Origin of the sequence: Solwaraspora sp. WMMA2080, assembly GCF_027497395.1 — a bacterium.
In the GTDB taxonomy this organism is placed as follows: domain Bacteria; phylum Actinomycetota; class Actinomycetes; order Mycobacteriales; family Micromonosporaceae; genus Micromonospora_E.
In genome coordinates, this window is the sequence record NZ_CP114910.1 from 2798669 (window position 1) to 2825204 (window position 26536).

The window sequence follows — 26536 nt, forward strand, 5'->3', positions numbered from 1 at the left end:
CGCATAGAAACGCTTCGACACTCCGTAGCATGAGCCGGGCGATGCCCCAGATCAAGCGGAAGGTTGGCGAATCGGTCGTGGACCACGCCCCCACCCACCCGGACCACCCACCGGCGACCGGTAGGCCGCCAGAAGGTCAGCGACGCGGACGCCGCCGTGGCGACCTTTCCGTCGCGACGATCGCCGAGCTCGCCGGCGTCTCGAAACCCACCGTCTCGAAGGTGCTCAACGGACGGTCCGGAGTGGCGCTGGAGACCCGCCGTCGAATCGAGGCACTGGTTCGCGAGCACGGCTACCAGCGGCCCGGCTCGGCCTCCCCGACCGCCGGCATCGAGGTCGTCTTCTATCAACTCGAGAGCCACCTGGCGATCGAGATCCTGCGCGGAGTGGAGCTGGTCGCCCGGACCGCCGAGCTCTCCGTCGGGTTCACCGAGGTGCAGGGCCGCACCCAACCGGGCCGGTCCTGGGCCGAGCAACTGCTGGCCCGCCGACCGGTCGGGGTGATCGCCGTCTACTCCGCGTTCACTCCGGAGCAGCACGCCCAACTCGCCGCCAGCGCCATCCCCCTGGTCGCGCTGGATCCGGTCGGCGAACCGGCCCACCCGACCCCGTCGGTCGGCGCCACCAACTGGAACGGCGGCATCACCGCGACCCGCCACCTGCTCGGCCTCGGGCACCGGCGGATCGCCGTGATCAGCGGCCCGCTGGACATGCTCGGTTCCCGCGCGCGGCTGGAGGGCTGCCGGGCGGCGATGGACTCCGTCGGCGTACAGCTGAAAGACGACCTGGTCCGCAGTGGCCGGTTCTTCTTCGAGGACGGTGAGACACACGGGCGTGACCTGCTCGACCGGCCCGATCGGCCGACGGCGGTGCTCTGCGGCAACGACCTACAGGCCCTCGGCGTCTACAGTGCAGCCTGGCGGCTCGGCCTGCGCATACCGGACGACCTGAGTGTGGTCGGCTTCGACGACATCGACAACGCCCGCTGGTGCTGCCCGCCGCTGACCACCGTGCGCCAGCCGCTGACCGAGATGGCGTCGACCGCCGCCGGGATGGTACTCGCGCTGGCCAACGGTGGCGTGTTGCCGCAACACCGGGTGGAGATCGGCACCACTCTCGTCGTCCGGGGCAGCACCGCACCCACGCCGGCGACCAGGTGATTCAGCCGACAGTCGAACATCTTCTTTACCAATAGAAGCAGATCAATTACGCTCGGTGTGGTACGCGACCCGATCGGGGTGGTTGTGAACACACCACACGTACCTGCCTTCGCTGCGCACCAGCCGACCAGGGCCGTCGAGTTGCACGACGACGGTGACCTTACCCAGGTCCTGACCTGGAACGTCGAGACAGACCGACGTCGAATTCGCACCGCCGCACCGAACGGGGTGTCCGCCTGCGACATCGAGCCCGACGGCCGGCACTTCTGGTGGTTCGACGCGGACCGGACCGACGTCGGTGTCTGGCGCCGCCAGCCGGTCGACCCCGGTCAGACGGAGACTGGTCGACTCGCAGCCGGTCGGGACACGGCCGGCCGGCCGCCGCTGGCATTGACCGGGTTACCGCCCGGCCGGCAGCACGGCATCGCCTTCGACGCCACCGGCCGCCGCGCTGCGGTCTGCGTCGGCACCGGCCGGCAGACCCGCTGCTATGTGGGAGAACCGGGCGGACCGGGTCACCTGGTGGCGGTCAGCGCCGGCTACACCGCCCTGGTCGACCTGGCCGGCGACGGAAACACCATCGCGCTCGCCGCCCGGGCCGACGCCGCGACGGCGGTCAGCGTCGTGCGGCTCACCGACGGACGGACCGACACCGTCGCCGGGAGCGACCAGCAGCGGATCTGGGCCCTGGAGTTCCGCCCCGGCGACCGACCCGATCCGGAACTGCTGATCGTCGTCGAGACGCCGAACCGATACCAGGTCGGCACCTGGCGGCGCGACCGCGGCATCGAACTGTCCAGCGGCCTGTCATACGAGTCGGAGATCACCGCCCACTGGTACGGCGACGACGGACGGATCCTCGTCCAGCACGACCGGGCCGGGCGCAGCCGGCTGCTACTGGCCGACCCCGAAACCGGCGAGCAGATCACCGTCGCCACCCCATCCGGCACCATCCTCGACCTGGCCGTCGCCCCCGACGGCGCGATCCACTACATCGGGACCAGCGACTCGGTGCCACCCCGCCGGTTGGTCGCCAACCCCGGTACGGCCACCGCGCAGCCGGCCCGCCGGACCCGACCCACCAACCACCCCGCCACCCCCGCCGGACGCACCGAACTGTGGACCGACCAGCCGTACGGGCGGATCCACAGTTTCCTGGCCACCCCAACCGGCACCGGACCATGGCCGACCCTGTTCCTGGTGCACGGCGGGCCGTACCTGCACGACCGGGACGCCTACGACCCGAGGGTGGAGCTGCTGGTACGCGCCGGCTACGCGGTGGCGCGTACCAACTACCGGGGATCAACCGGATACGGGCCACGGTGGCAGCGAAACTTCAACCACCGGGTCGGTCTGGCGCAGCTGGAGGACCTGGCCGCCGTACGCCGCAAGCTGCTCGACCTCGGCGTGGCCGAGCCGGGCCGGACCGGGCTGTGCGGCTACTCGTGGGGCGGCTACCTGGTGCTGCTCGCGATGGGCGTCGCGCCGGCCGACTGGGCGGTCGGTCTCGCCGTCTGCCCGATCGCCGACTACCCAGCGGCGCACCGGGGCGCCACCGCCGCGCTGCGTGAGGTCGACGACGAACTGTTCGGCGGCGGGCCCGACCACGTACCGCAGCGGTACCGCGCCGCAGACCCGACGACCTACCTAGACCGGGTCCACGGGCCGCTGTTCATCGCCGCCGCCACCGATGACGACCGCTGCCCGCCGGACCAGATCCGCCGCTACGTCGCCGCGCTGCGGCACCGGCGGGTGCCGCACCGGCTGCATTGGATGCCCGGCGGCCACCACGGCGACGCCGCTGGGCAGACCCGGACCTTCGACGAACTGCTCCGGTACGCCGACACGGTGTTCACGCCGACACGGTGCCGCGACCGGACCGAAGCCGGACGACCGAAGTGGACGGTCGTTCGTTCCTGACAGCCAGCCAGGGAGGGAGGTGAATGGCATGAAGCGACGCAGCGTACGTCACGACCCGATCACCACCAGCGAGCGGGAGCGTGGGGCGGTCATCGTCAAGATGCTCCTCGACATGGACCGGGCAGTCCCGGCCAGGCGGCACGACGTGACCGAGGCGGCGGCCGACAAGGCACCCGCCGGCGAGTGACAGGTCCGTGCTGACCGCACGATCGACGGCGTCGTTCCGGAGCGAGAGCGCCTGCCGCTCCGGAACGACGCCCACCACCGTCGGAGAGGGGCCGAAGTGAAAGTCGTCCTGCTGCACATGCCGTGGGGGTCGATCGACGTGCCGTCGCTCGCGTTGGGCATCCTGCGCGCGGCGGCCGGCCGGGCCGGTCACGACGTACAGGTCCGCTACGCCAACATCGACTTCGTCGACTGGGTGACCGGGGTCACCAACTTCACGCTCGCCGACTACCGCTACTTCTCTGAGTCCTCCTACTTCCTCGGCGCCGGGGACTGGGTCTTCTCCGGGCTGCTGGACGACGAGGAGCGGCTGTTCGACCCGTATGCCCGGCTGCTCACCGAAGGCGGCTCGACCGACGCCGAGATCGCGCTGACCCGGGCGATGCACCGGCTGGTGCCCGGCTTCATCCGCGAACTCGCCGCCGAACTGGCTGACGCCGCGCCGGACGTCGTCGGATTCACCACCACGTTCCAGCAGAACGCCGCCAGCCTCGCCGTCGCCCGTCTGGTCAAGCAGGCACGGCCCGGCACCCGGATCGTGTTCGGCGGGGCCAACTGCGACGGTCCGCAGGGAGCGGCGCTGCACCGCAACTTCCGCTACGTCGACTACGTGGTACGCGGCGAAGGCGAAGTCGCCTTCCCGCAGCTGCTCGCTGCCCTCAACTCGGCCGACGGGTCCGGCCGGATCGGCTCATCGGGGCTCGCCGACATCTCCGGGTTGTGCTGGCGCGACACCGACGGCGTCGCCCGGGCCAACCCGATGTCGTCACGGCCGCTGCCGCCCGCCGACATCGTCGCCCCCGACTACACCGGCTACCTGGACCGGCTGGACGCATCGACGGCAGCCGACTGGGTGGCGCCCAGGCTGGTCGTCGAAGGCTCCCGCGGCTGCTGGTGGGGCGAGAAGCACCACTGCACGTTCTGCGGACTCAACGGATCGTTCATGCAGTTCCGCAGCAAGAGCCCGGCCCGCTTCCTCGACGAGGTCCTCGACCTCGCCCGACGCCATCAGCTGCTCGACTTCATCGTGGTCGACAACATCCTCGACATGGCCTACTTCGACTCGGTGCTGCAGCGCCTGGCCGAATCGGAGTACGACGTCCGCCTGCACTTCGAGGTCAAGGCCAACCTGCGCCGCCGACACTTCCAGCAGCTCAACGACTCCGGCGCGGTGCAGGTCCAGCCGGGCGTGGAGAACCTCAGCAGCCACGTGCTGCGGCTGATGGACAAAGGGGTGACCGGCTGCCAGAACGTGCGGGCGCTGCGCGACGCGCAGAGCGCCGGGGTGACAGCCAGCTGGAACTACCTGTACGGGTTCCCCGGCGAGACGGCGCAGGACTACACCGGCATCATCGACCAGTTGCCGGCGCTGCATCACCTCGAGCCGCCGATGGGGGCCGCCCGGATCGCCATCGAACGGTTCAGCCCCTACTTCGACCGCCCGGAGCTGGGATTCGCCGACCTTCGGCCGGCACCGCAGTACGCCGAGATCTACCGGCTGCCCGAGGCGGAGCTCGCCGACCTGGCGTACATCTTCACGTCGGTGCCGCAGGGCATCGACCGGACCGGGGCCGCCGACCTCGACGCGGCCCTCGCCACCTGGCAGGCGCGGTACCCGGTCAGCCGACTCACCTACCAGGAACTGCCGGACCGCATCGTGCTGGTCAGCCAACGCGAGGCCTACGACTGGACAGTGCTGCAGCTGACCACGGAACCGGAGATCGCCCTGTTCCGGCTGCTCGATCAGCCGCGTACCGCCGCCACCCTCGCCGCGAAGGTGCCCGGCGGGGCGGCGGTCGTCGGACCGCTGCTGGACCGCTGGTCGAAGCTGGGCATCCTGTTCCACGACGACGGCTACCAGGTGCATCTCGCGGTCGAGTCCGACAACCAGGTGCTGGCCCGGACGGACCACCGCCGGACCACCGCCGCTCGGCACAGCGAGGAGGAACCGCATGCCGTCGTCGTCGGCTGACGTCACCACACAGCTCAGCCCGAGCAGCCCACCCAGGTCCACCGGCCCGACCGACTGGACCAGGTGTGCGATCGAGATCGAGCTGTCCCGCGACTACCTGCCCGACGCCGCCCAGGTCAGCGGGATGTCGTTCGGCACCCGGCGGATCACCGGCGCGTGGCGGCCGATGGTGGCGGAGCTGCACCGGGCCGGCGTGCGGCATGCCCGACTGCCCGACCCGGTCGACCTGTGCCCGGACACCGGGGCCGCGTCCGGCCGCGCCCTGGTGCTGATCCGGGAACTCACCGCCCGTGCCGTCGCGGTCGACTGGGTGGCCCGCTGCCATGACGGCTGCGCCGGACAGGGCCTGTTCGACCATCTGTACCCGCCGGACCGGGTCGACGGCGCCGCCGGTGCCGTCGACCCGGCGATACGCGGTTGGCGGGACTCGTTCTTCCTCGGCAAGTGCGTGTTCCGGCGCGGGCCCGGGTTCGTCGAGGTCCGGGACCGGCGAGCCGGTGCGCTGGAGCTGATCACCATCGACGAGCCGGAACATCTGGCTGCCATCGGACAGCTGCTCGAAGGGGTACCGGCCAGGCAGGTGCCCGCGCCGGTGCGCCGTGACCTGGCCGACGCCCGGCTGATCGCCGCCCAGGCCGGGCAGCTGTGGTGGCTGCCGACCCCGGCGTACCGCTGGCCGTTCCCGGCGCTGGCCGTATGAGCACCACCGAGGTTTCCCTTCACCAACCATCTCCGCGAGGAGGGCCATGGACACCGTGACCGGTACGGCGACGCAGCCCGAGGTGCCGTACATCGCCGACCCGTACCCGACGTTGGCCCGGATCCGGTCCAACGGCCCGGTGTCGATCCTGCACAGCGACGAAGGGCTGCCGATGTGGGTGATCGCCCGGTACCGGGACGTGCGGGCGGCGCTCGCCGATCCGCGGTTCGGGCAGGACGCCCGCCGCGCCCAGGCGCTCGCCGACAACCGGGTCGCCGGGGTCACCCTCGGTGGTGACGTCGTCCACATGCTCAACAGCGACCCGCCTGACCACACCCGGCTGCGGCGGCTCATCCACGCGGCGTTCACCGCCCGGCGGGTGGCCGCCATGCGGCCGATGGTGGACCGGATCACCACGTCGCTGCTCGACGACATCGCCGGACGCCGGACGGTGGACCTGGTGAAGGACTTCGCCTTCCCGCTGCCGATGCTGATCATCTGTGAGCTGCTCGGCTTCCCGGCCGAGGACCGGGCCGCCTACCGCGCCTGGTCGACGGCGATCCTCACGCACAGCGACGACCCGGCGGACTTCGCCACCGCGCTCAGTGAGATGACCGACTACATCAGCGGGCAGCTGCGACACCGGCGGTCCCATCCCGGTGACGACATCCTGACCGGCCTGCTGGCCGCCCGGGACGCCGGCGAACTGACCGACGACGAGATCGTCGGGATGGTCTTCCTGCTGCTCATCGGCGGCCACGAGACCACCGTCAACCTGCTCGGCACCGCCACCCTCGCCCTGCTGCGCCACCCCGACCAGCTCCGATGGCTGCTGGCGAACCGGCCGGCGCTGCCGGCCGCGATCGACGAGTTTCTGCGTTACGAGTCGCCGGTCAGTATGGCGACGCTGCGGTTCACCACCGAGCAGGTCGACATCGACGGTGTACGGATTCCCGCTGGTGAGCTCGTGCTCGTCTCGCTCGGCGGCGCCAACCGGGATCCGGACCGGTTCCCCGACCCCGACCGGTTGATCCTGGACCGGGGCGACACCGGGCACCTGGCGTTCGGCCACGGTCTGCACCGCTGCCTCGGCGCGTTCCTCGGCAAACTCGAAGGCGAGCTGGCGCTCGGCGCCCTGCTGGACCGACACCCCGGCCTGAGCCTCGCCGCCGACGAGCACGTACTACCGTGGCGGAACACGATCATGCTCCGCGGGCTGGAGTCGCTGCCGGTGGCCCTCGATGGCTGACTCCTTGACCGACTCGGCGACTGATTCGACGTCGGAGACCGCGGCGGGCGGGACGGCGGCCACGACGGCGGCCCGGCGGTTCCGGCCGAAGCTCAGTTTCGCGCCGCTGCGCTCGCGCGGCTACCGTCTGCTGTTCGCCGCCGAACTGGTGTCCGTGTTCGGCGACGCGTTCCACGCCGTCGCCCTGCCGTTCCTGGTCTACCAGCTCGGCGGCGGTGGGCGTGAGCTGGGCATGCTGGTCGCCGGGTACGGAGTGTGCCGCCTGGCGACGACACCACTGGGCGGGATCCTGTCCGACCGGATCGGCCCGTGGCGGGTGATGCTGATCTCCGATCTGAGCCGGGTCGTCTTCACCGCCGGCATCGTCGCGGCCGCCGTGGCCGGCGACCCGTCCGTACCGGTGATCGCGGTCCTGGTCGCCGGCACCGGCCTGGGTGCCGGCCTGTTCCAGCCGGCCGCCTACGCGATCACCCCGCGGCTGCTGCCCGCCGACCAGTTGCAGGCCGGCAACGGGCTGCACAGCACCGCGAGTTTCACCGCCGGGATGATCGGCCCGGGGGTCGCCGGGCTCGTCGTGGCCGTGCTCTCCCCGGCGGTGGCGTTCGGGGTGGACGCGGCGACGTTCGCCGTCTCGGCGGTCTGCCTGGCGATGATCGGCGGCGTCGGACGGGGCACCGTGCCACCGCCACCGCCACCAGCGGCGGACGCGCCACCGGTCGGTTTCTGGCGGCTGCTACGCGAGTCTGCACTGCTGCGTACCGTGCTGCTGGTGACCGCCGCCGCCAACCTGACCGTCGGCGGCATGGTCCGGATCGGGCTACCGTCGCTCAGCAACGGCGAGCTGGCCGCCGGCGCGGGTGGGTTGGGCGGGCTGCTGGCCGCGTTCACCGCCGGCTCCCTGGTCGGCGGACTGTTCTCCGCCGGCCTGGCCGGGCTGCCCCGGCGAGGCGCGACGGCCATGCTCGCCGGCATGGTGCTCGGCCTGGCGATCGCGGCCGTGCCGTTCGCCGGTTACCTCGGCGCCGTGCTCGCCCTGGTGGTGGCCGGTCTGGCCAGCACCGTCACGAACGTACTGGTGATCACCACCTTGCAGCAGAGCACCGCGCCGCACCTGCTGGGCCGGGTGATGAGCGCGATCGTCTTCGCGGCACTGAGCCTGTTCCCGCTGTCCACGGTGACCGCCGGCCTGGTGGTCGACCGGTACGGCAGCACAGCAGTCTTCCTGGCCTGCGGGGCGACTCTGCTGGCCGCGTTCGCCTTCGGTCTGTCCCGCCGCGAGCTGCGGCAACGGTGACAGCGAACGCGTCCGCCGCCCGGGCCGGTGACCCGGTCACCAGTTCACCCGTCGGATCAGTGCCCAGTCGTGGTCGTCGTTACCTTTACAGACAGTCACTTCGATACGCTCGTCCAGTCCACCTGTCGCGGTGCCGAGCACGTCGAGGCAGAGGTTCGAGGCGGTGTTGATCAGCCGGTAGAACTGGGTGTCACCGGACTTCACCGTCGGCTGCAGCCGCCAGTACTGGTTCTCGTCGTCGAAGCAGCCGGTCTCGTACACCCTGGCTCCCGCCGGAACCGAGCCGAGGCCGGGCAGGTCCAGGCAGTACTGGGAGGTGACGCTACGGACCCAGTACAGCTGGTTGCCGGCGGAATCGACCCGGCGCGGGACGAAGGCGTACTCCTGGTTGTCCTGGCTGTGCACGTAGCAGAGGTTCTGCTGAACCGCTCCGTCGCGTGGCCCGGGGCCGGTCCCCGGGATGTCCAGGCACATCTCGGTGCCCAGGTTGTAGACGAAGAACGGGCCGTACGGACGGTTGGTCCCGTCGGCGTCCTTGGCCTTGACCGGTGGCTGGTCGGAGGCGCTCGGCGCCGGGCTGCTCGGCTTCGTCGGCTGCTTCGTCGGCGCCGGCTGCTCAGGTGGTGCGGTCGTGGCACCGGTGGTCGGCTCGGTCTTGGGCTCGGCCTTGGGCTCGGTGGTCGGGCTCGCCGATGGGGAGGCACCGGCAGGCGGGGTCAGCCGCGAGTCCTTGGCGTACTCGGTCTCGAATCGGCTCACCTGCTCGGCGAGGGCTGAAATCCCGTCGCCGCCCGGCACGTCGGCCAGGTTGCGTACCGTCGGGTCGCCGCGGAGAAACGCCGCCAGTGCCAGCGGGTAGTCGTCTGACCCGGTTCCGGGTATGGCCTCCAGGAGCGCGCACATGGCCTCGCCGAGAGCAGGAACGGCCGAGGCCGGGACCCACGGCGACGCCGTCGCCGACGGCCGCACGTAGGTCACCCACACCTGGGGGAGGAACTGCGCGATGCCCTGCTCGCCCAACGGGCCGAGCCGCTGCGGATCGAACGCCGAGGTCGCCATCAGCTGCGCGGCGACCCGAGCCGGAGGCAGCTGCGGGCAGACGGCACCAGCAGTCTGGATCAGTTCGAGGTACGCATCGGGCACCGGCAACGGCGCGGTATCGGTGGAGAGTCGCACGACGGCCGGCATGAACGTCTCGGGTGCCGCGTCACCACTGCCGCCGAAGTCCGGCTGCAACGCGTACCAGGTGGCGTACCGCTCCACGGTATCGATGTACTCCTGGGCACCGGCCGGGACGTCCCCGGCGTCGACGACCGGCTCGATACCGACCCAGTGTGCCGCCAACGCCAACTGCCACCGGTCGCCGTCGATCTGCAGCACCCGAAGCTGGCCGACCAGCTGGCACATGTGGTGGGCGAGGGCGGCGACGCTGGCTTCCCGGTCAGCCGGCAGCGCTTCCTCCCACGGCGCCCATTTCTGCCACACGGTCGGCACCAACCCGGCGACGCCCTGCCCGCCGACCGAGCGCACCGCCTCGACCGGCAACCCCGAGAACCGGGACGCGACCATCACCTGACCGGCCAGTCGCGCCGGGGTCAAGGTCGGACACGACTTGGCGGCCTCGGTCAGCAGCCGGAGATCCGCGTCGGACACCCTGGTGCCGGGCAGCGGCTCACCGGCGTCGGCCGGGCTGGGTGCCACCGAGGCGGTCAGGGCAACCATCGTGACCAGGCCCATGACTGCCCCCGCGAGGACCCGGACCTGACTCCTCATCGAGATACTCATTGGCACGCCTTGTTCGACACCGGTCCCACACCTTTCAGCCAGCACCAGGTAGAGGCACCGTCCGAGCCCGACGCAAGGGCACGGAGTGCTCATGGTGGATCGCTCGCATGATACGTGTGGACGAATGGAGGCAGCGATAATCGAGGTAGATTCCTAGTGAACAGCTGGCCGGCACCGGCAGGAACCTACCGGTGATCACCATCCGCGCCGGACCGGCTGGCCAATGGTGTTATCGATCACAGCACCGCTCGCCGGGTGGGACGGGCGGGCACCCCGGCACGGCGTCACCGCGCTCCCGCTCAGCCGAGGGTCATCGGCACCCGGCTGGTTTCGTCCGCCACCACCGCCACCCGCTGGGCTGCGGCGACGTCCTCGCCCGGAACCCGTACGGTGAACTCGTACTCCCCCGGTGGCAGGTCGGTCCAGGCGTACTCGCCACGCGCGTCGGTCATCCGGGCGATGTCCTCGGACAGTTCTGCGGGCATCGGCCAGCCGACCGTACGGACCTCCACCGGGATCACCGGTAACGGTTCCCCCGCCGGGTTCCGTACCTCGATGATCGCCGTACCGCGACCAGCTACCGTACCCGGCGATGCCGAGGGCCCCTCAGGCGATCGCTGGTCGGAGACGGGGGTGTCCGGGCCGGTCGGCACCGACGGTCCGGGCGAATTCGATGATTCAGTCGCGCAGCCCGCCACCAGCAAGCTGACGATCAGCACCGGCAGAAGCGCACGTCGTACTGACTTCATGGCCAGTCCTCGTTTCATGGCCAGTCCTCGAATCACGTCATTGTTTGATCACACAGAGTATCAGAACTCTGGGTGAGGTGCGGCTCGTCGCGCCGCGCCGACCCCCGCCCGGCGACCGGGTTGTGCGGTCACCGGACGGCTGTCGACTTCGTACTACAGGTCCCGCCAGTAGATGAAGTTGTTGAACGCGGACTCGGTGATCCGCGGTCCGCTGTTGTGGTTGTTGTTCGGCGCACCGCTGCCGTGTAGGCCGTGCGCGTGCACCGCCACGGCACAGGGGCCGCAGTCGGTCACGGAGTACGTGTAGACGGGTCCGCCACTGTTACCGCCGACCGTGTCGTGGTGGTAGAACAGCTCGGTGGACTGGGTCACCCGGATCTGGTCGGAGCTGGCCCACTGGGTGCCGAAGGACTTGTCCCCGCTGTAGCCCCGGTTGTAGGTCGACGTGCCATTCTGACTGGCGGAGGTCCACATGAACCCGAAGGTTCCGGTGCTGTTGCCGACCGTACAGTTGAGCTTCATCGCACCGTAGTCGTAGCCGTTGATGAAGCTGTTCACCCATCCCGCAACCGAGTGCAGGCTGGCTACGCTGCACGAGCCGTACGGCGTGGAACCGCCGTCGCGTCCCGGCCAGACGGTGAACTCGTTGCGCGGGTACCACGCGGTGCCGTTACGGGGATAGACGCAGTGCCCGGCGGTGATCAGCGTGTCGGCACCGATCATCCAACCGGTGCAGTGTCCCCGGGTGACCCCACCGGAGGTACGGGTGATCTGGACCGTGGAGCTCGCCGGCCACCAGTCCGCCGGGGTCGTCTGGTAACGGTTGTCCGTACCGATGATGCTGCTGATGCCGATCTCGCCCGGCTCGGTCTTGCCTTCGACCTCAGCGGCGGGCCCTCGGTCCGTCCCGTCAGCGCCGCGCCGCGCCGCAGGACGGGTGGCCCGTACCATCGTCTCGTCGATCCGCTCGGCGAGGACCGCCGGGTTGATCGTTCCGCCCGTGTCGGAGACCGGGGTGACCATGTCGACGGTGCTGGTGGGTGTGGCCGCGGCGGGTGTCGCCGCGGCAGCCAGCGCCAACGCCGCCGTCGCGACGAGGACACCGAGCGTCCGGCGCGCCCTGTTTTCCATGGAACCTCCCGATGATGAGGTGGGTGTCCGATGGCCTCTACTCGGACGTACTCCCATAGGTGAATCTTCATCGTCTCCTCCTCGCTGGCGAGACTTCTGTCCTTGAACCAACAGTTATTCGACCAAGGTCGATGAAATCATCGACGGCGGGCATTGACTGGTTTGTCGGTACGATCGGATAGCCGACAGACGCGCCCGGCCGCATCGGCGACTCCGTAGCCTTCTCGTCGCGAAACAGGAGGAGGCTGCGTGTCGCAGGTACGTGTCGAGGTCGCTTTCACACCGCTGACCGGCGATGACGATTTCGTGCTCGACCAGCTCACCGAGGAGCTGGCAGGCGATCTTCGTGAGGTCGGGGAGGTACGGCGCATCCCGCTCGCCCCCGATCCGGCGAGCAAAGGCATCGCGGAGCTGGCCCTGGCAGCCGTCACCGTACTGACCAGCGTCGACCCCTCATACGTACAGTCGCTGGTCGATGTGATCGTGGCGTTCCTGCAACGCCACACCGGCCGCCGCATCCAGCTACGCGTCGGCGACGTCGAGTTGACGATCGACCAGCCCACGCGGGGAGAGACCGCCGAACTGATCGAGACGGTACGGGTCGCGATCGAAGCGGGCCACCGCTGATGGGTCGGCACGCGCTGCTGCTCGGCACAGCCAGCTACCACGCCGATCGGCGACTCCCGGCGCTGCCCTCGGTACGCCAGGACGTCACCCAGCTCAAGACGCTACTCGACGGCAGCGGCGGCTTCGACACCGTCGACGCCAAACTGGACCTGCCGGTCGCACACCTACGCCAGGTCGTTGAGGAGTTCTACGGCCGGTGCGGCAGAGACGACCTGGCCCTGCTGTACTACTCCGGGCACGGCGTGCTGCACGAGGACCGGGAGTCGCTGTTTCTCACCGCCACGGATTCCCACGCCGGGCAGCTGCACGCCACCGCCTTCGATGTCGACGGCACCCTGCGGCATCTGCTGAACAGCACCAAGGCCAGTCAGAAGGTCGTCCTGCTGGACTGTTGCTTCTCCGGAGCCTTCACCGCACGGCACCGGTTCCGGGGCGGCGTACGGGAGGAACCTCGCCGGGGCAAGCGCGAACGAGGCACCTTCGTCCTGACCTCCAGCACGCACATGAAGGCGTCGAAGGCGCAGGGGTCCGATCGGCCGTCGGTGTTCACCGAGGTGCTGCTCGAGGGGTTGCGCGGCGCAGCCGACGGGTCCGCCGACGGCTGGGTCACCACCAACGACCTCGCCAGTTACGCGATGACCGAGATGGCCCGACGTCGGCAGCACTCGCCGGTCGAATCGAGCGAGGGGGTGACCGAACCCATCCGGCTGGTCACCGCGCCGGACTCGGCGGCCGCCCGGGCGCGACCTGACGCCGGCCCGACCAGCCCCGCCGACGACGCCCCGTTCGACGCCGACCAGTGGCGCCGCCTGGTCACCTACTACGTCAACTGCATGGAGCGCTCGGCCGCCCTGCGGTCCTTCATCGACCCACAGGCGGTCAGCACGTACGCTCCGGCACCGACCGGTGCCGAGGCGGTGTTCACGGCGGCCTCCCCGGTCCGGCTGACCGGCCGGGCCGCCGCGCTGGCCACCCGGGCCCGCGCCGACGGCAAGGAGTTGCAGTACGGCTATCCGGTCGTCGCGGTCCGACCCGCCAGGCAGCAGCCGGTACGGTTGACGCCGCTGCTGATCTGCGACGTCACGGTGGGCACCGACGACGTCGTGCACGCCTCCTTCCCGCCACGGCCCGGCCCGGCGCTGCTCGACCTGCTGCAGCTGTCCGACGTGGAGTCCGATGAACTGCTGCAACGGGTCGGACAGGTCTTCGTACCCGGTGACCCGGCGGCCCTCACCGCCACCGTCGACCTGCTGATGAAGACGTTCGGTCTGACTCCGGTGGCGGACATCGACCCGATGGCGCTGGTCGGCCCACCGCGTCCCGGGCCACTGGACCGGGTGCAGAACGCCGCACTGCTCTACTCCGTCGACGCCAAGGCCTCGCCACAGCAGCAGCTCGTCGTCGACCTCCAGGGCATGATCAAGAATCCCCGGCTCATCGACCGGACGGCGTTGGCAACCCTCGCGGCGGGCCCGGGCGAGGAGGCTCCGGTGCCGATCGCGACCGTCGCGCTGGCTCCGGCCAACGAGGCGCAGGAGGAGATCATCCGCGCCGCGATGTCGCAGCCATTGACCGTCGCGCAGGGTCCACCGGGGACCGGCAAGAGTCAACTGGTCACCGCGCTGCTCGCCACCGCCACCGCCGCCGGCCAGAGTGTGCTGATCGGCTCCACCAGCAACCAGGCGGTGGACGCGGTGTTCGGCCGGGTCGGCGAGCTGGTCGGTCCCGGGCTGGTGCTGCGCACCGGAAACAAGGAGCACCGGCTGCAGGAGCCGAAGCACATCGCCGACCTGATCGCCGCGTACCCGTCGGCCGAAAGCCACCTGGCGCCCGACGATCGGACACCGCTGTACGAACTCCGCCTGATCGCCGACGAGATCAACGGCCTGCGGCAGAGCCTGGACGATCAGCGGCTACTCGAACGCGATCTGGCCGACCTCGCGGCCGAGCGCCGACCGGGGCCGCGCCACGAACACCGTGCCGGCCGCGATGCCGCAACGGCCGGGCTGCCGGACGACGACGCGGCGCTCGCGCGGCTGTACCGGCTCACTGACCGTGCGCTGACCAGCCGGTGGCTCGGCTGGTGGTATCGCTGGCGGCTGCGTCGGCACGGCACCGGCGACCCGGACACCATCCGGGCCCTCGGTGAACGTGCCGTCATCGAGCTGCGGTGGCGGGATTGCCGGCGACAGGCCGACGCGCTGCCCGCCGCCGAGACGTCCTGGCAACGGTTGACCGAACTCATCGGCGTCGAGCGGCCCCGGCGCAGCATCGACCTGCTGCGCGCCCAGATCGCCCGTCGGGTGACGTCGGGAGGCCGGCTGCTGCAGAACCGGGCCGACGAGATGGCCAAGGCCAAGCCGGACAGCTGGGCCTACTTCCCGGAGCTGCTCCGGGTGCTGCCGGGCTGGGCCGTCACGGCGCTGTCCGTGCGATGGATACGGCGGGAACCGGCCATGTACGACCTCGTCGTGATCGACGAGGCCGCGCAGTGCACCGTGCCGGCGATCCTGCCCATGCTGTACCGCGCCAAACGGGCACTGATCATCGGTGACCCCCGGCAGCTGCCACCCGTCGTCGAGCTTGCCGAGGCCGACGATCTCGCCGAGCAGGCCAAGGCCGGGCTCGGCACCGGATGGTTGAACACCCGACGGCTGCGCTACGCACGCCATTCGGCGTACGACGCGTTCGCCGCAGCGGCTGGCTCGGCCTATCTGCTCGACGAGCACTACCGCTGCCACCCGGACATCGTCGACGCTCCGAACCGGGAGGTGTACCAGGGCCGGCTCACCGTGTTGACCGATCCGGCCCGACTGACCGCGCCCGCCGAACCGGCCGTACGGTGGCGCGACATACCGGGCACGTTCAGCTACGGACCGACCGGGTCCGGACGCAACGACGTCGAGATCGCGGCGGTGGTGACCGAAGTGGCCGAGCTTCGCGCGGCCTTTCCGGAGGCATCCATCGGAGTGGTCACGCCGCTCGCCGCGCAGCAGCGCGGCCTGAAGTCGGCGCTCCATGCCGCCGGCCTGGCCGAGAACCTGCTCTGCGCGACCATCCACCGGTTCCAGGGCAGCGAACGCGACATCATGGTCGTCTCACCGGTCGGTGCCCACGGCATCGGTGACCGCACCCGGGACTGGCTCGCCCACCAGACGAACCTGTGGAACGTCGCCATCACCCGGGCCCGCTCCCAGCTCGTCGTCGTCGGCGACCGGTCGTGGTGGTCGGGCCAACGGGGCCTGCTCACCACCGTGGCCCTCGGCCGCAGGTCGACCGCAGCGCTGCCGGACGCCGCCCCAGGGCCCGCCGATCAGCTGCACCGTGCCCTACGCGAGGCCGGAGTCGCCGTACGACGGGACGTCGCCGTGGCCGGGCAGACCGCCGATCTCGTCATCCGGCAGGCCGGTCGGGAAATCGCCGTGTACGTCGACGACCCGGCCGGCGATCCGTCCGGCCGCGCCCTGCGCAAGGTCCTTGCCCGCCTCGACGTCGCCGCCCACCACGGCACCGTCCGCCGGGTGCCCGCGTGGCGTTGTCTGGCCGAACCGGAGCAGGTGGCTACCGAACTGTCCGAGCAGCTCCGTCACCCGGATGCGGCTGGCCACGGCGAGTTCGCCGTCGGCCCGCTCCAGTTCGTACGTTGATCCGGCCGTCAAGGGAACCGTCGTTGTCGTCAGATCGGCGCCGGGACAACTGTGTGGGTTCCCTCGGCGCCGCCGAGCCCTGATCTCGTCTGGCCATGTCATGGCTCACCGCCCCGACGCCGCGATCGTCGCCCACCCGCCGACGACAAGGTGAGAACCACCCCGAGGGCTGCGCCGGTGGCGTCCACCGGGGCGGCTACGGTCCCGTCGAAGGGCAACCGGTCCGGCGGCTCCCGCGCGCCGAGCAGCCGGATGTGCCACCGTTTAGGTCTCGGGTATCAGCCGAGAGTGACCAAGCGTCGATACTTACGGTCGTCAACGACCCACACCGCCAGGTCGGCGAGCGTCTGTCGTTGTCCGTCGCCGCCGGCCACGGCCCACACCGCCCCGGCGGGGCTCAGGCCCGCGCTGGTGGCGTGGTCGCGGGCTCCGGTGGCGACCGGCACCAGCGGCGGTGTGTCGGCCAACAGCAGGCGCAGGTTGCGTTCCCGGGCGGCGGAGTGCAGCCAGAACAGCACCGGCCACACCCGCCCCAGCCTGCCGAACAACTCCTCGTAGCCGGCCAGCTTGCGGGTCAGCACCGACAACTGCTCACCACCAGTATCGAACTCCACGAAGAACGGCGCCCCGACACCCCGCACCGTCCACAAGCCGTAGCCGTCCGGGCGTACCCGAGGCTGAAAGGCGCGCACCAGACCCGGATCCTCCGGCCGCGTGAACGCCCCCGAGCGTTGGCACGCCGCCTCCGACAACCACCGCACCAGACGGGCCTCAGGGTGGATGCGGGCGTAGCCGGCGAGGTCGGTGAAGAAACCGTTCACGCCGAGCCGGTGCTCCAAGGTCCGGCTCGACGTCCACCGGCGCCGCTCCACCCGGGCATGATCCCGACGCGGTGGCCGCTCATCACGGCCAGCGGCCACGACCTCCGCGCCGAGCTGGTCGATGACGTAGTGATACGGGTACGAGCCGCCGTCGGCGCGCTGCGGCCGGAACCGCCCCACCAGCCGCAACCGGTACAACGTCAGCAACCGGCGCTGACAGAAATCCAGCGACGGGAACAGGGCGTACGCGATCTGGAACGTGGTCAGCACCCCGTGGTCGTAGAGCCAGCCCAGCAACACCCGATCCCGGGCAGTCAACTGCGACTGCACCCGCAGAACCGGATCATCCATACACCATCACCTCCTCTCCGATACGCATACGACTCCAGGGGGAGAGACCCGAGACCAGCACAGGTCTGTCGCAGGACAACCAGCCCTCGCCGGCAGACCGCCCGACCTGCGGTGTGAGACCACACCAGGCGTCCGTCCGGGGGACCGGTCCAAGACCGACCCCAACCCGGACGGCAAGCCCGACCCCCGAACGGGGGTCAAGCCGGAAACTGTCACCGCCACCAGCCACGGCAGCGGCCGGAATCATGGGGGAACAACAACAGAAACTCCTTGTCGAAGACGACACCGACGCCAGCGGATCCGGCACCGGATGGATGAAAGCCGCAGACCGCGCCCGCCGGGCGGCAGGCGGCTCCCGACGGGCAGCGGTAGCGGCGGAACGCCCCCACTCCGAGGGCAAGGCAGCACGAACACCACTGTGGACATGCCAAGGAACGAGCCGTCCCGAAGCAGGGACGACCATGCGGCAACGCAGACGTGCAGGAAGACATGCGCGACGAGCAGCCGAACCGACACGCCGCCGGTTTTGGCAGGGACTGGTCGAGCACAGTTCAGAGACAGGGCAACACCGACGCGGTCAGTCACCAACGGCGCTGGCCACCCACCGGCTCACCCAGCCGGGAGAAGATCCTTCATGACGGTCCCCCTGAGGTGCCCCGAGGATTCCGGACAGGGAGCCAATAAGGTTACCCTGTAAGGAAAGTCGAGGGAAGAAGCGCGATGGCACGCATAAGCTCATACACCCCAGAGTTCCGTGAAGAAGCAGTGCAACTCGTTCTACAGTCGAACAAGCCAGTGTCGCAGGTTGCCCGGGAGATCGACGTTCACCCGGAGACGCTCCGTTCCTGGGTCCGCCAGTACCGGCGGGAAAACAGCGGCGCCCAGGACAGCCCACCGATCGGCGTCGACGAGCGCGCTCGACTGAAGGAACTCGAACGTCGCAACCGGGAACTCGAAATGGAGAACAGCTTCCTGAAAAAAGCCGCGGCGTACTTCGCGAAGGACCCTCGGTAACGAGCTTGTACGAGTTCATCGAGACGATGCGACTCGACACCGCGAAGTACGCCTACCCCGTCGACTTCATGTGCGAACAACTCGGCGTGTCCAGGTCCGGATACTACGAATGGCGAACCCGCCCCGACTCCGCGACCGCCACCCGCCGCGCCCACCTTCGATCGGCCATCGAGGAGGTGTTCGCCGCGTCCGACGGCACCTACGGGCATCGACGTGTCCACGCGCAACTGCGGCGCCAGGGCGTGTCCGCCGGGCCGGAACTCGTCCGCCAGCTGATGCGCGAGCTCGGGCTCGTGCCGTGCCAGCCCCGCCCGAGGCGGTGGGGTCTCACCCAGTCGTCGTCCGGCACGGTGCCTGACCTCGTCGGCCGGGAGTTCACCGCCGACGCGCCTGGCGAGAAGCTCGTCGGCGACATCACGTACATCCCGACCGGCGAGGGGTGGCTGTATCTGGCGACCGTCATCGACTGCTGCACGAAGGAAGTCATCGGATACGCGATGGACGACCACTACCAGACGCCGTTGATGTCCCGCGCCATCCGTAACGCCGCCCGGAATCGCGAACTCAGGAAGAACGCCATCTTTCATTCGGACCGGGGCAGCAACTACATGTCGGACGACTACGGCAGAACGCTTCGGGATCTGAGGTTGCGGCGATCTGCTGGCCGGACCGGAATTTGTTTCGACAATGCGATGGCGGAATCGTTCTTCGGTGCGCTGAAGAACGAACGCGTGTCGCGTGTGAAGTATCCCACTCGTGAGGCGGCACGCCGGGACGTTACTGCCTACATCGAATTCTGGTACAATCGTCAGCGTCTGCATTCAGCGGTGGGCTACCGACCTCCCCGGGAAGTCCACGCAGAGTTCGAGAACCTTCAAATCGCGGCGTGAAAGAACCGGCCGAACCACTGTCCGGAAAACGCGAGGCCCCTCACCCTGTCGCTCATGACCATCGACGGCCTACCCACACCCGGCTCACAACGATCGACGACGCCCAGCGAAGGAGCACCACCAGACCAGCCGATCGAACCCGGCAGGCAGACCACCGAACGGTCGCACGCATCCCAGTACGCCCCACCAGCAGCACCCCGTCAACCACCATCGCCAGCCCGAGATCACGGCCCCTCCGGACCCGGCAGGACTCCCCCGGACCGGGCGACTCGGATCCGCATTGGCCAGGACGGAGATGCCGCCCGGAAAGGCGAGAAAGTCTTGACACGCATGAACTCTTGTCTCAATATGTGAGATGTCGATTCGTCGGCGACGTTCATCCGGCTTGCACCGACGCCGGGCCGGCAGCGCTCGCCCGCGCTGGACGCACCTTCGACCGCGCGGACAACACGAGCAACCCACAGTGGATCGGCTACTTCCACGAAGCGAATCTCTCGGCCAAGTTCGGACGCTGCTTCGCCGCGCTCGGCTAAGGCACGCCTGCGGCAAGCAGTTCAACCTGGCATCGTTGGCGCTTGCCCACGTGCAGTCCGGTGAGCCGGAGCAAGCCGACGCGGTGGGGGTGCAGGCAGCACAAGCCGCTGAGAGTCTGAGCTCCGAACGGGCGCACGCATACCTCGCCACTCTCGCGGACCGCCTCACGCCGTACGCCGGGCTGCCGACGGTGCAGGAGTCTCCGCGCGCGTACGGCCGCTACTCCAATCCGCCTAAATTCGCCCTGTCGCTTTGGCCAGCAGCACGGCGAGCAGACCAGCGACAGATCCCGCACCGACGATCTCCCCGGCGTGGATTCGTTGCTCTACCTCGGCCAGCGGGATCCAACCGATTCGCGCGGTCTCGTTGATGTCAGGCGCGGCGCCCGTGGGCTCGGCCCCTCGGGACAGGTAGATGATGTTCTGCTGGTCGATGGTGCCGACCATGGGCTGGAAGCCCAGCAGCGGCTCCATGGTCCTGGGCCGCCAGCCGGTCTCCTCCTCGACTTCCCGCGCCGCACAGACGACGGGGTCCTCGTCGTGGTCAAGGTAGCCGCCCGGCAACTCCCAGACCCACCGGTCGATGATGAACCGGTGCCGCCACATCATCAGCACGCGGTCGGCCTCGTCCAGCACGATCACCATCGCGGCGGACGGCACCCTGAGTACGTACTGCTCGAACCGGACGCCGTCGGGTAGCTCGACGTCCGCGACGCTCAGCACGGCACGCCTCGTGTCGTCGATGACCCGCTCGTCGTGGATCGTCCACTCACTCGCCCGCCGAGCACCGGCTCCCATGTACCGCACCCTATCGCCGCGTTGCTGGTCCAACTCGCGATGCACGTTGATCCGGCTGGACGCGCCAGGCACAATCGCCAGGTGATCGCGAGCGTGTTCTTCGATGTGGGCGAGACCATCGTCGACGAGTCCCGTGAGTACGGGACCTGGGCGGACTGGCTCGGCGTCCCGCGGCACACCTTCTCGGCCGTCTTCGGCGCGGTCATCGCCCGTGGTTTGGACTACCGGGATACGTTCCAGGTGTTCCGGCCCGGGTTCGACCTCGCCGAGGAGCGGCAGCGCCGGGCCGATGCCGGGCCGCCGGAGCATTTCTCCGAGGAGAACCTGTACCCCGATGCCCGGCCCTGCCTGGCGGCTCTTCGGAAGCTGGGCGTGCAGGTCGGCCTAGCCGGCAACCAGACCGCCCGGGCCGAGACCATCCTGCGCGCGCTGGACCTGCCGGTCGACGTGATCGGCACCTCGGACGGCTGGAACGTCGAGAAACCCTCGGCCGCGTTCTTCGATCGCATCGTCGCGCAAGCCGGCTGCCCCGCCGCCCAGGTGCTGTACGTCGGCGACCGGCTAGACAACGACATCCGACCTGCACAAGCGGCCGGGCTCGCGACCGCCCTGGTACGACGCGGACCGTGGGCACATATCCTCGACGACCAGACCATCAGCGGCCGCTGCCTCTTCCATCTCGACTCGCTAGCCGAGCTGCCCGAGCTGGTACGCAGGCACAACGAGTCGGCCGCGTAGCTCCCCGGAAGAGCAGCCCGGCTGGTCGCGAGGGCGGCGGCGCGTTCGACGAACCGGCTCATCAGAAGAAGGCGTGGGCGGCGAGCTCGGCGTGGGTGGCCACCGCAGGTCCTGGCGGTCAGTGGTCGCGGCCGAGAAGGATGTGTGGATAGCCCTTGTTGACCGGTTGGCCCAGTTCGATATCAAGGGAGGCGATGAACGCGTTCAGGCGCTGCGTGGCGTCGCCGACGTCCACGGCCTCACCCTTGAACTCGAACTCGACGAAGTCGCCAGCGTCCACCACGTGGTCGAGGACGATCTCCACGTCGGGCAGGGTCCACGCCTCGCGGGTCTTGTCGACAGTCACGAGAGGTTGGAAGTCCAGAGATTCCAGCAGGAGGCGGACGGCCTCGGCATCCCCGACACGGGTCTCGTACTCGTCGGCATGGGTCTTGACGATGGCATCAACGGGGTGCCAGCGCTTGAAGTTGATCGACGCTCCGTGGTCTTCGTTGCGGATACGCAGCCACTCAGAGATCACCGTCGGAGCGAGAAAGTCGCGGTGCGGGGCGTTGTAGTAGGCGTCGACCTGTCGGGTGGGCTCGGCGGGTTTCGCGCCGATGTCGGTGAGTCTGGCCCTGAGGCGTACAACAGCCGGTCGTGTACGGACGGGAGCAGGTCGCGCATGGAACACCTCCGTGACGAACAGGGGTTGGGCATGGGCATGCGTCGCCAGCCCTGTGACAGCGGCGGGAAAGGAGCGGTGAATGGTGTGGAAGGGCGCGCTCAGGGCGGCGTGGTGGATCTGGCCCCGCCGTGGTGTCGGACGGGCCAGCCGAGGAACCGGTCGAACAGGTCCGTGGCGTCGCCGGTAGCGCTCGGGTTGAGCCGGTGCAGGTCGTCGATGGCCTCATAGAGCCGGCCGGCCATATGGAGGAAGAGACCGATAGCGTTGTCGCGGTACTCGGCGATCAGTGCCAGCCGCGCTTGTCCGCAGGGCCACGGCTGCCCGCAACGGCGGCACAGCCAGAGCGGACGCAGCGGCAGATGCTCCGTCGGTACTGCCCGGCCCAGTTCCGCCGGTCTTGCTCCGTTGCCGATCATCAGCGGTCGCGCTTCCGCGCCTGCTGCTCGAACACGATTCGCCAGACGTGCGTCAGCAGCGGCAGATCGGCCACCGGCCGTTCCACCGGTTGATCGTGATCCGTGAGGTCCCGGGACAGTTCACCGGTCGCGGCATACCGCGAGATATACACGGTCATGGCCGACCCCGGACCGGCGCTGGCCCCGGTGCGTGGTGGGCTTGCCTGCGCGCCGGCAAGCCCACCACGGTCGGCCAGCGGCAGGGAGCGGACCGCCGGTCACCAGCCCTCGCAGCCTCGGTGGCAGTACGCGAACGGGGAGTCACCCGTGCGGCCGACGGGGTGCCGGGCGTGAGCACTTGCCGGTGCGTCGGGTCGCCTTCCGACCTGCCGCCCAATGGCACGTCCATCTGCATCTCCCTGGCGTGTGAGTGCCGCTGGCCCGTCGGCGTGCCATGGAGTCAAGGTGAACCTGGACCGGCCCGCCGACGTGTTCTGCGTTAACGATCGCTGGAATGTCAGGGCGGAAATAGACGCACGGTGGTGGGCCACGGTGCACCTCACCGTGTCTGAACTGGGCTGACGCCTAGGGGACGGGCGGCACACGTCCCCTAGACCTGGAAGGCTTGCTTCAGAGGATCCGCCACTGGCGCAGATCCGCCCCGTCGTCAACGAGGCCGGCAATCCGGCGATGCACTTCGTCGGCGGCCTCGGTTCCGGGGCGGGACTTTCGGGCGTTGGTAGCGATCATTTGCAGCTCGCGTAGCTGGCACAGCTCCTCGAACTGGGACCAGGAGGTGACATCCCAGCCGTAGGCGGCGGTGAAATCGGCGAAGGCTCCCTGGCCGGGCGGGTCGAATCGGCGGCAGTGGACAGCGACCGTAGCGATGTCCCACTCCCTGGGTCCGAGGGCGGCACCGTCCCAGTCAGCCAGTACGGGCGTGCCGTCGAAGCGCCGCAGCGCGTTACGGATCTGCGGATCAGACTGGATCAGGCTCGTACCTAGGGGAAACCGCATGGCTTCCCAGCTGACCGCCAGCGTCTCGAGCCGGCCCATCAGCAGATCCTGTTCCTTGCCGTTCAGGACCTCAGAACGGGCGACGGACCATTCGATGCTGCGGATCGGTCGCAGTATCGGCAGCGGCATCGGCGGAGCCGGCAGGGCGTGCAGAACTCGGAGAAGCGTTCCGAGCTCGGAGACGGTGATGGGGTTGTCGTGCGCCGCGTCCAGACGCTGCCAGACCGTGACGGCGTGCCCACCCACCCGCAAGGGCTGGGACAGTCCTGGGTGAAGGCCCACCGTGGGGAAACCGTGGTCCACCAGCCAGTCGACCGCAGCCACCATCACACGCACCCGTTCCAGGTCATGGTCGCCGGGAGCGATCTTGATAACCACGTCACCGACTGCGTAGACGGCGTTGGTGTGGTGCCGCAGCAGGGTCGCGTTCGAGTCGGGGTAGCCGAGGAGACGACATACCTCGGCGAGCACCGGCCGGGTGCGCGCCTCGACGAACATGGGGCTCCTAGGGACCGAGTGGGGCTGTGGTCCCAAGCCTACGGGCGCTTTCGCGGCACACCCGCACATAGTCCGTCAAGACGGCGACCTCACCACGATGGCTCTCGTCAGGGATCGCCGTTGCCACGTCGGTCGCCCTGGTCAAGATGATCTCCGTCCGCTGCGCCTCGGGCAGGTCCGCGACGGCGTCACGCGCGGTCACCGCCGCCTCGGTCGCCCGCCGGTCCTGCGCAAGGCACATCGACCGGTCCAGGGCGATGAGCGCCGCATCGATCGGTACGGTCGGAGCGGCACCGTAGAGCCGCAGCGCCTCCTCCTGACCCGATACGCCTCACCCGTGTCACCGAGCCAGGTGTACGCGCCGGAGAGGTAGAACAACAGCCGCTTCTCCGGAAACCTGAAGGCGACGTCGGTGTCCTCGTCGCCAGCCTGATCGAACAGCCGACGCGCCTGGTCGATGGCCGACCGTGCCTGCTCGGCGGCGCCGATCCGGGCCAGGGCACGCGCCCGACCTGCGGCTGCCAGGGCACCCGGCGGCGATGCGATCGATGTGACCGCCAAAGCCGCGTCAGCTAACGCCACAGTTTGGGTGGGATCGCCGAAGTAGTACGGCAGCATCGCCGCTTGGGCCCGCACGAGCACCCTGAAACGAGGCTCCCCGCTGTCGTCCGCCGCGTTGATTGCCGTGCCGTACCACCGCCGAGCCTCAGCCACATCTCCGAGCCGCATCAACGCATCAGCGCACATCGTCGCCAGCAACGCCGCCACCCCGGACAGCCGGGACTGGACCGCCGCCGGCTGCCGCCGCAGCGACAGCATCTGAACCTCGCGGCAGTCGGCAGCCAGAAACGACAGCATGACCTGGGGCGAAGCCGAGGGGTAGACCCTCATGTGCTCGCTGGCGGACTCTTCGATCAACTCTAGTTGTGGAGGAGCGACGCTCGACGCCGCCAGAGCCTCGTCCAATCCCAGACGAAGTCTCACCAGATCGCTGATCTCCGCGCTGGTACCCACACCGGCCAGCGACCGGTCCGCTCCACCCTCCACAGCGACACGGCCAAGGTCAACAGGCACAACCGCGTCCTCGTCGCGGCCGAGCCCCATCGCCGGACGCGGAATGTTCAGACCGTCGGCTATCCGTTCCAACACCTCGTAGGCCGTGACCTGCCGGACGCCCTTGGCTATCTCCGCAGCGCGGTTGGACGAGACACCGACCAGAGCTGCGATCCTGCCGTATGACACGCCCCGCGCGTGGAGGAAGCGGAAGACAGCAGTGACATCGCGCCGCCGCAGAGACTCGCTGATCGGGCGGCCGTTCCAAAATCCCGAGTTCCACCACTCAGGGTCCACCTGCACGGCCACGAGCACCCCCGATCAAACGACGGCCACTCGCCAGCACAGCGCATCCGCGCCGTCACATCAAGTCAAGGCGGCCAAGTCGACGGCATCCACCCCAGTTTCGGCACATGCAGCAACACCCGGAACACCCACGATGGGCCCTCACGATGTCGCCACCTGGGATCAAGCAACCAGCCTGCCCTACATCGAGCGCAGGGCCTCCTTATTGGAGGAGATGAACTCGGTCAGCCCTTCCGGCTTTAGATCTACCGCAGGCAGCTCGTCGAGCCTAATCCGGTCCAACTGGTAGCCACCACGCGACGGCTCAGCGAACTCCTGCCCCGTGCGGGCGTCCTCGTTGAGCCGAAGTAGCCGGCAAGCGAAGAAGTGCTGGACGGAAACGCCCTCACCAGCGGGAGCAGTGAACAGGAACACCTGAGCGAACCGATCGGCCTCGACACCGAGTTCTTCCTGCAACTCCCGACGAAGCGCAGCCTCCAGGGAGACATCCGTCGGCTCCACGCCACCGCCCGGCGTCGTCCAGTACGGCGCCTGGCCTGGCTTGATCCGCTTGATCAGCACGAGGCGGTCGTCCTCGTCCAGCAGAATCGCCCGCACCGACCTCCGCACGATCCGACGCACGACCAACCCCCATCCACCCGACGGATGCACTGGCGACAACACAGCCATTTGATCTTCGAGCCTGACCGCTGGCATCACACCGTGTCCGCAACGGTCCAGCGGCTCCCGAGCGCCCGGCGAGCACCCAACCGGCCGTACGGCGTACGGCAAAAGGCCCCGACCAGGCGGAAACCGCCTGGTCGGGGCCTTGGTGTCTGGTACGCCGCGTAGGACTCGAACCTACAACCCGCGGATTAAGAGTCCGCTGCTCTGCCAGTTGAGCTAGCGGCGCTCGCTGACAACGCGGGCAACCCTAGCATGTCCGGCCGTCCAGCTTCCAACCAGTTGCCGGCAACGAGCCGTCTGTCCGGCGGACCTGCCCATGTGCGCGGATCT

22 protein-coding genes and 1 tRNA gene are annotated in these 26536 nt (G+C 69.3%); 11 read left to right on the top strand and 12 right to left on the bottom strand.

The genetic code is table 11. From position 1 onward, the window contains the following. Positions 1-29 precede the first annotated feature (29 nt). The 7 genes from O7543_RS12635 (at position 30) to O7543_RS12665 (ending at position 8520) form a co-directional block, all read left to right on the top strand. The gene (locus O7543_RS12635; RefSeq protein ID WP_281553647.1) at positions 30-1160 is read left to right on the top strand and encodes a LacI family DNA-binding transcriptional regulator; all 1131 of its coding nucleotides are present in this window, start codon (positions 30-32) and stop codon (positions 1158-1160) included. A gap of 78 nt (positions 1161-1238) precedes the next feature. Beyond that, a complete protein-coding gene (locus O7543_RS12640; RefSeq protein WP_348650130.1) occupies positions 1239-3080 on the top strand; it encodes a prolyl oligopeptidase family serine peptidase in 1842 nt (613 codons plus the stop codon). A 28-nt stretch (positions 3081-3108) separates the two neighbouring features. Continuing rightward, positions 3109-3267: a hypothetical protein gene (locus O7543_RS12645; RefSeq protein WP_281553645.1), complete on the top strand. Its 159-nt coding sequence runs from the start codon at positions 3109-3111 to the stop codon at positions 3265-3267. A gap of 96 nt (positions 3268-3363) precedes the next feature. Continuing rightward, the gene (locus tag O7543_RS12650; RefSeq protein ID WP_281553644.1) at positions 3364-5277 is read left to right on the top strand and encodes a RiPP maturation radical SAM C-methyltransferase; all 1914 of its coding nucleotides are present in this window, start codon (positions 3364-3366) and stop codon (positions 5275-5277) included. Further along, positions 5258-5977, top strand: a complete 720-nt coding sequence (locus tag O7543_RS12655; RefSeq protein WP_281553643.1) for a DUF5825 family protein — start codon at positions 5258-5260, stop codon at positions 5975-5977. Before O7543_RS12650 ends, O7543_RS12655 begins: the two co-directional genes overlap by 20 nt. A 46-nt stretch (positions 5978-6023) precedes the next feature. Then, positions 6024-7226 (top strand): cytochrome P450, encoded by a 1203-nt coding sequence (locus tag O7543_RS12660; RefSeq protein ID WP_281553642.1) that lies wholly within the window; start codon positions 6024-6026, stop codon positions 7224-7226. After that, positions 7219-8520 carry an MFS transporter gene (locus O7543_RS12665; RefSeq protein WP_281553641.1) on the top strand — a complete coding sequence of 434 codons (1302 nt, stop codon included), beginning with the start codon at positions 7219-7221 and terminating at the stop codon, positions 8518-8520. The genes O7543_RS12660 and O7543_RS12665 overlap by 8 nt, the downstream gene beginning before the upstream one ends. A 36-nt stretch (positions 8521-8556) precedes the next feature. Here the strand turns inward: O7543_RS12665 and O7543_RS12670 are convergent, their stop codons facing one another. The 3 genes from O7543_RS12670 to O7543_RS12680 all read right to left on the bottom strand — a co-directional run bounded on the left by O7543_RS12670 (position 8557) and on the right by O7543_RS12680 (position 12185). Then, on the bottom strand, positions 8557-10293 hold the full coding sequence (locus O7543_RS12670; protein WP_281553640.1) for an RICIN domain-containing protein: 1737 nt from the start codon (positions 10291-10293) through the stop codon (positions 8557-8559). A 311-nt stretch (positions 10294-10604) separates the two neighbouring features. Then, positions 10605-11072 carry a carboxypeptidase-like regulatory domain-containing protein gene (locus O7543_RS12675; protein ID WP_348650104.1) on the bottom strand — a complete coding sequence of 156 codons (468 nt, stop codon included), beginning with the start codon at positions 11070-11072 and terminating at the stop codon, positions 10605-10607. A gap of 135 nt (positions 11073-11207) precedes the next feature. After that, the gene (locus O7543_RS12680) at positions 11208-12185 is read right to left on the bottom strand and encodes a trypsin-like serine protease (RefSeq protein WP_281553638.1); all 978 of its coding nucleotides are present in this window, start codon (positions 12183-12185) and stop codon (positions 11208-11210) included. A gap of 249 nt (positions 12186-12434) precedes the next feature. Here O7543_RS12680 and O7543_RS12685 point away from each other — a divergent pair, with 249 nt between their 5' ends. Beyond that, positions 12435-12812: a hypothetical protein gene (locus O7543_RS12685; protein WP_281553637.1), complete on the top strand. Its 378-nt coding sequence runs from the start codon at positions 12435-12437 to the stop codon at positions 12810-12812. Beyond that, positions 12812-16459 carry an AAA domain-containing protein gene (locus tag O7543_RS12690; protein WP_281553636.1) on the top strand — a complete coding sequence of 1216 codons (3648 nt, stop codon included), beginning with the start codon at positions 12812-12814 and terminating at the stop codon, positions 16457-16459. The genes O7543_RS12685 and O7543_RS12690 overlap by 1 nt, the downstream gene beginning before the upstream one ends. Positions 16460-16737: 278 nt before the next feature. On the opposite strand, the gene O7543_RS12695 is transcribed toward O7543_RS12690, so the two are convergent. Next, a complete protein-coding gene (locus O7543_RS12695) occupies positions 16738-17631 on the bottom strand; it encodes a replication-relaxation family protein (protein WP_281553635.1) in 894 nt (297 codons plus the stop codon). A 720-nt stretch (positions 17632-18351) separates the two neighbouring features. Here O7543_RS12695 and O7543_RS12700 point away from each other — a divergent pair. Next, positions 18352-19535 (top strand): IS3 family transposase gene (locus O7543_RS12700; RefSeq protein WP_281553634.1). Its coding sequence is split into 2 segments (ribosomal slippage): positions 18352-18619 and positions 18619-19535, totalling 1185 coding nucleotides; the frame shifts between segments, so codons are not numbered across the junction. A 767-nt stretch (positions 19536-20302) separates the two neighbouring features. Here the strand turns inward: O7543_RS12700 and O7543_RS12705 are convergent. Next, positions 20303-20866: an NUDIX hydrolase gene (locus tag O7543_RS12705; protein ID WP_281553633.1), complete on the bottom strand. Its 564-nt coding sequence runs from the start codon at positions 20864-20866 to the stop codon at positions 20303-20305. An 81-nt stretch (positions 20867-20947) separates the two neighbouring features. Here O7543_RS12705 and O7543_RS12710 point away from each other — a divergent pair, with 81 nt between their 5' ends. Beyond that, positions 20948-21604, top strand: coding sequence for an HAD family hydrolase (locus O7543_RS12710; RefSeq protein WP_281553632.1), 657 nt, complete (start codon positions 20948-20950; stop codon positions 21602-21604). Between the two features lie 118 nt (positions 21605-21722). Here O7543_RS12710 and cyaB read toward each other — a convergent pair whose 3' ends face one another. The 7 genes from cyaB to O7543_RS12740 all read right to left on the bottom strand — a co-directional run bounded on the left by cyaB (position 21723) and on the right by O7543_RS12740 (position 26432). Then, entirely contained in the window at positions 21723-22277 is a 555-nt protein-coding gene (gene cyaB / locus O7543_RS12715; RefSeq protein ID WP_281553631.1) for a class IV adenylate cyclase, read from the bottom strand. Positions 22278-22369: 92 nt separating this feature from the next. Further along, on the bottom strand, positions 22370-22687 hold the full coding sequence (locus O7543_RS12720) for a hypothetical protein (RefSeq protein ID WP_281553630.1): 318 nt from the start codon (positions 22685-22687) through the stop codon (positions 22370-22372). Beyond that, positions 22687-22845 (bottom strand): multiple cyclophane-containing RiPP AmcA, encoded by a 159-nt coding sequence (gene amcA / locus O7543_RS30205; protein WP_281553629.1) that lies wholly within the window; start codon positions 22843-22845, stop codon positions 22687-22689. Before amcA ends, O7543_RS12720 begins: the two co-directional genes overlap by 1 nt. Positions 22846-23296: 451 nt before the next feature. Beyond that, positions 23297-24181, bottom strand: a complete 885-nt coding sequence (locus tag O7543_RS12725) for a phosphotransferase (protein WP_281567405.1) — start codon at positions 24179-24181, stop codon at positions 23297-23299. Positions 24182-24379: 198 nt separating this feature from the next. After that, complete coding sequence (locus O7543_RS12730) at positions 24380-25543, bottom strand: hypothetical protein (protein ID WP_281553628.1); 1164 nt, start codon at positions 25541-25543, stop codon at positions 24380-24382. Positions 25544-25720: 177 nt separating this feature from the next. Continuing rightward, positions 25721-26161: an NUDIX domain-containing protein gene (locus tag O7543_RS12735; protein ID WP_281553627.1), complete on the bottom strand. Its 441-nt coding sequence runs from the start codon at positions 26159-26161 to the stop codon at positions 25721-25723. Positions 26162-26356: 195 nt separating this feature from the next. Further along, a tRNA-Lys gene (locus O7543_RS12740) sits at positions 26357-26432 on the bottom strand. Positions 26433-26536: the final 104 nt, after the last annotated feature.

What these genes read in the sequence shown, in the direction of transcription:
- O7543_RS12635 (WP_281553647.1), top strand. Translation starts at nt 30, where the DNA reads ATGAGCCGGGCGATGCCCCAGATCAAGCGGAAGGTTGGCGAATCGGTC.
- O7543_RS12645 (WP_281553645.1), top strand. Translation starts at nt 3,109, where the DNA reads ATGAAGCGACGCAGCGTACGTCACGACCCGATCACCACCAGCGAGCGG.
- O7543_RS12655 (WP_281553643.1), top strand. Translation starts at nt 5,258, where the DNA reads ATGCCGTCGTCGTCGGCTGACGTCACCACACAGCTCAGCCCGAGCAGC.
- O7543_RS12660 (WP_281553642.1), top strand. Translation starts at nt 6,024, where the DNA reads ATGGACACCGTGACCGGTACGGCGACGCAGCCCGAGGTGCCGTACATC.
- O7543_RS12665 (WP_281553641.1), top strand. Translation starts at nt 7,219, where the DNA reads ATGGCTGACTCCTTGACCGACTCGGCGACTGATTCGACGTCGGAGACC.
- O7543_RS12670 (WP_281553640.1), bottom strand. Translation starts at nt 10,293, where the DNA reads ATGAGGAGTCAGGTCCGGGTCCTCGCGGGGGCAGTCATGGGCCTGGTC.
- O7543_RS12675 (WP_348650104.1), bottom strand. Translation starts at nt 11,072, where the DNA reads ATGAAACGAGGACTGGCCATGAAGTCAGTACGACGTGCGCTTCTGCCG.
- O7543_RS12680 (WP_281553638.1), bottom strand. Translation starts at nt 12,185, where the DNA reads ATGGAAAACAGGGCGCGCCGGACGCTCGGTGTCCTCGTCGCGACGGCG.
- O7543_RS12690 (WP_281553636.1), top strand. Translation starts at nt 12,812, where the DNA reads ATGGGTCGGCACGCGCTGCTGCTCGGCACAGCCAGCTACCACGCCGAT.
- O7543_RS12695 (WP_281553635.1), bottom strand. Translation starts at nt 17,631, where the DNA reads ATGGATGATCCGGTTCTGCGGGTGCAGTCGCAGTTGACTGCCCGGGAT.
- O7543_RS12705 (WP_281553633.1), bottom strand. Translation starts at nt 20,866, where the DNA reads ATGGGAGCCGGTGCTCGGCGGGCGAGTGAGTGGACGATCCACGACGAG.
- O7543_RS12720 (WP_281553630.1), bottom strand. Translation starts at nt 22,687, where the DNA reads ATGATCGGCAACGGAGCAAGACCGGCGGAACTGGGCCGGGCAGTACCG.
- amcA (WP_281553629.1), bottom strand. Translation starts at nt 22,845, where the DNA reads ATGACCGTGTATATCTCGCGGTATGCCGCGACCGGTGAACTGTCCCGG.
- O7543_RS12725 (WP_281567405.1), bottom strand. Translation starts at nt 24,181, where the DNA reads ATGTTCGTCGAGGCGCGCACCCGGCCGGTGCTCGCCGAGGTATGTCGT.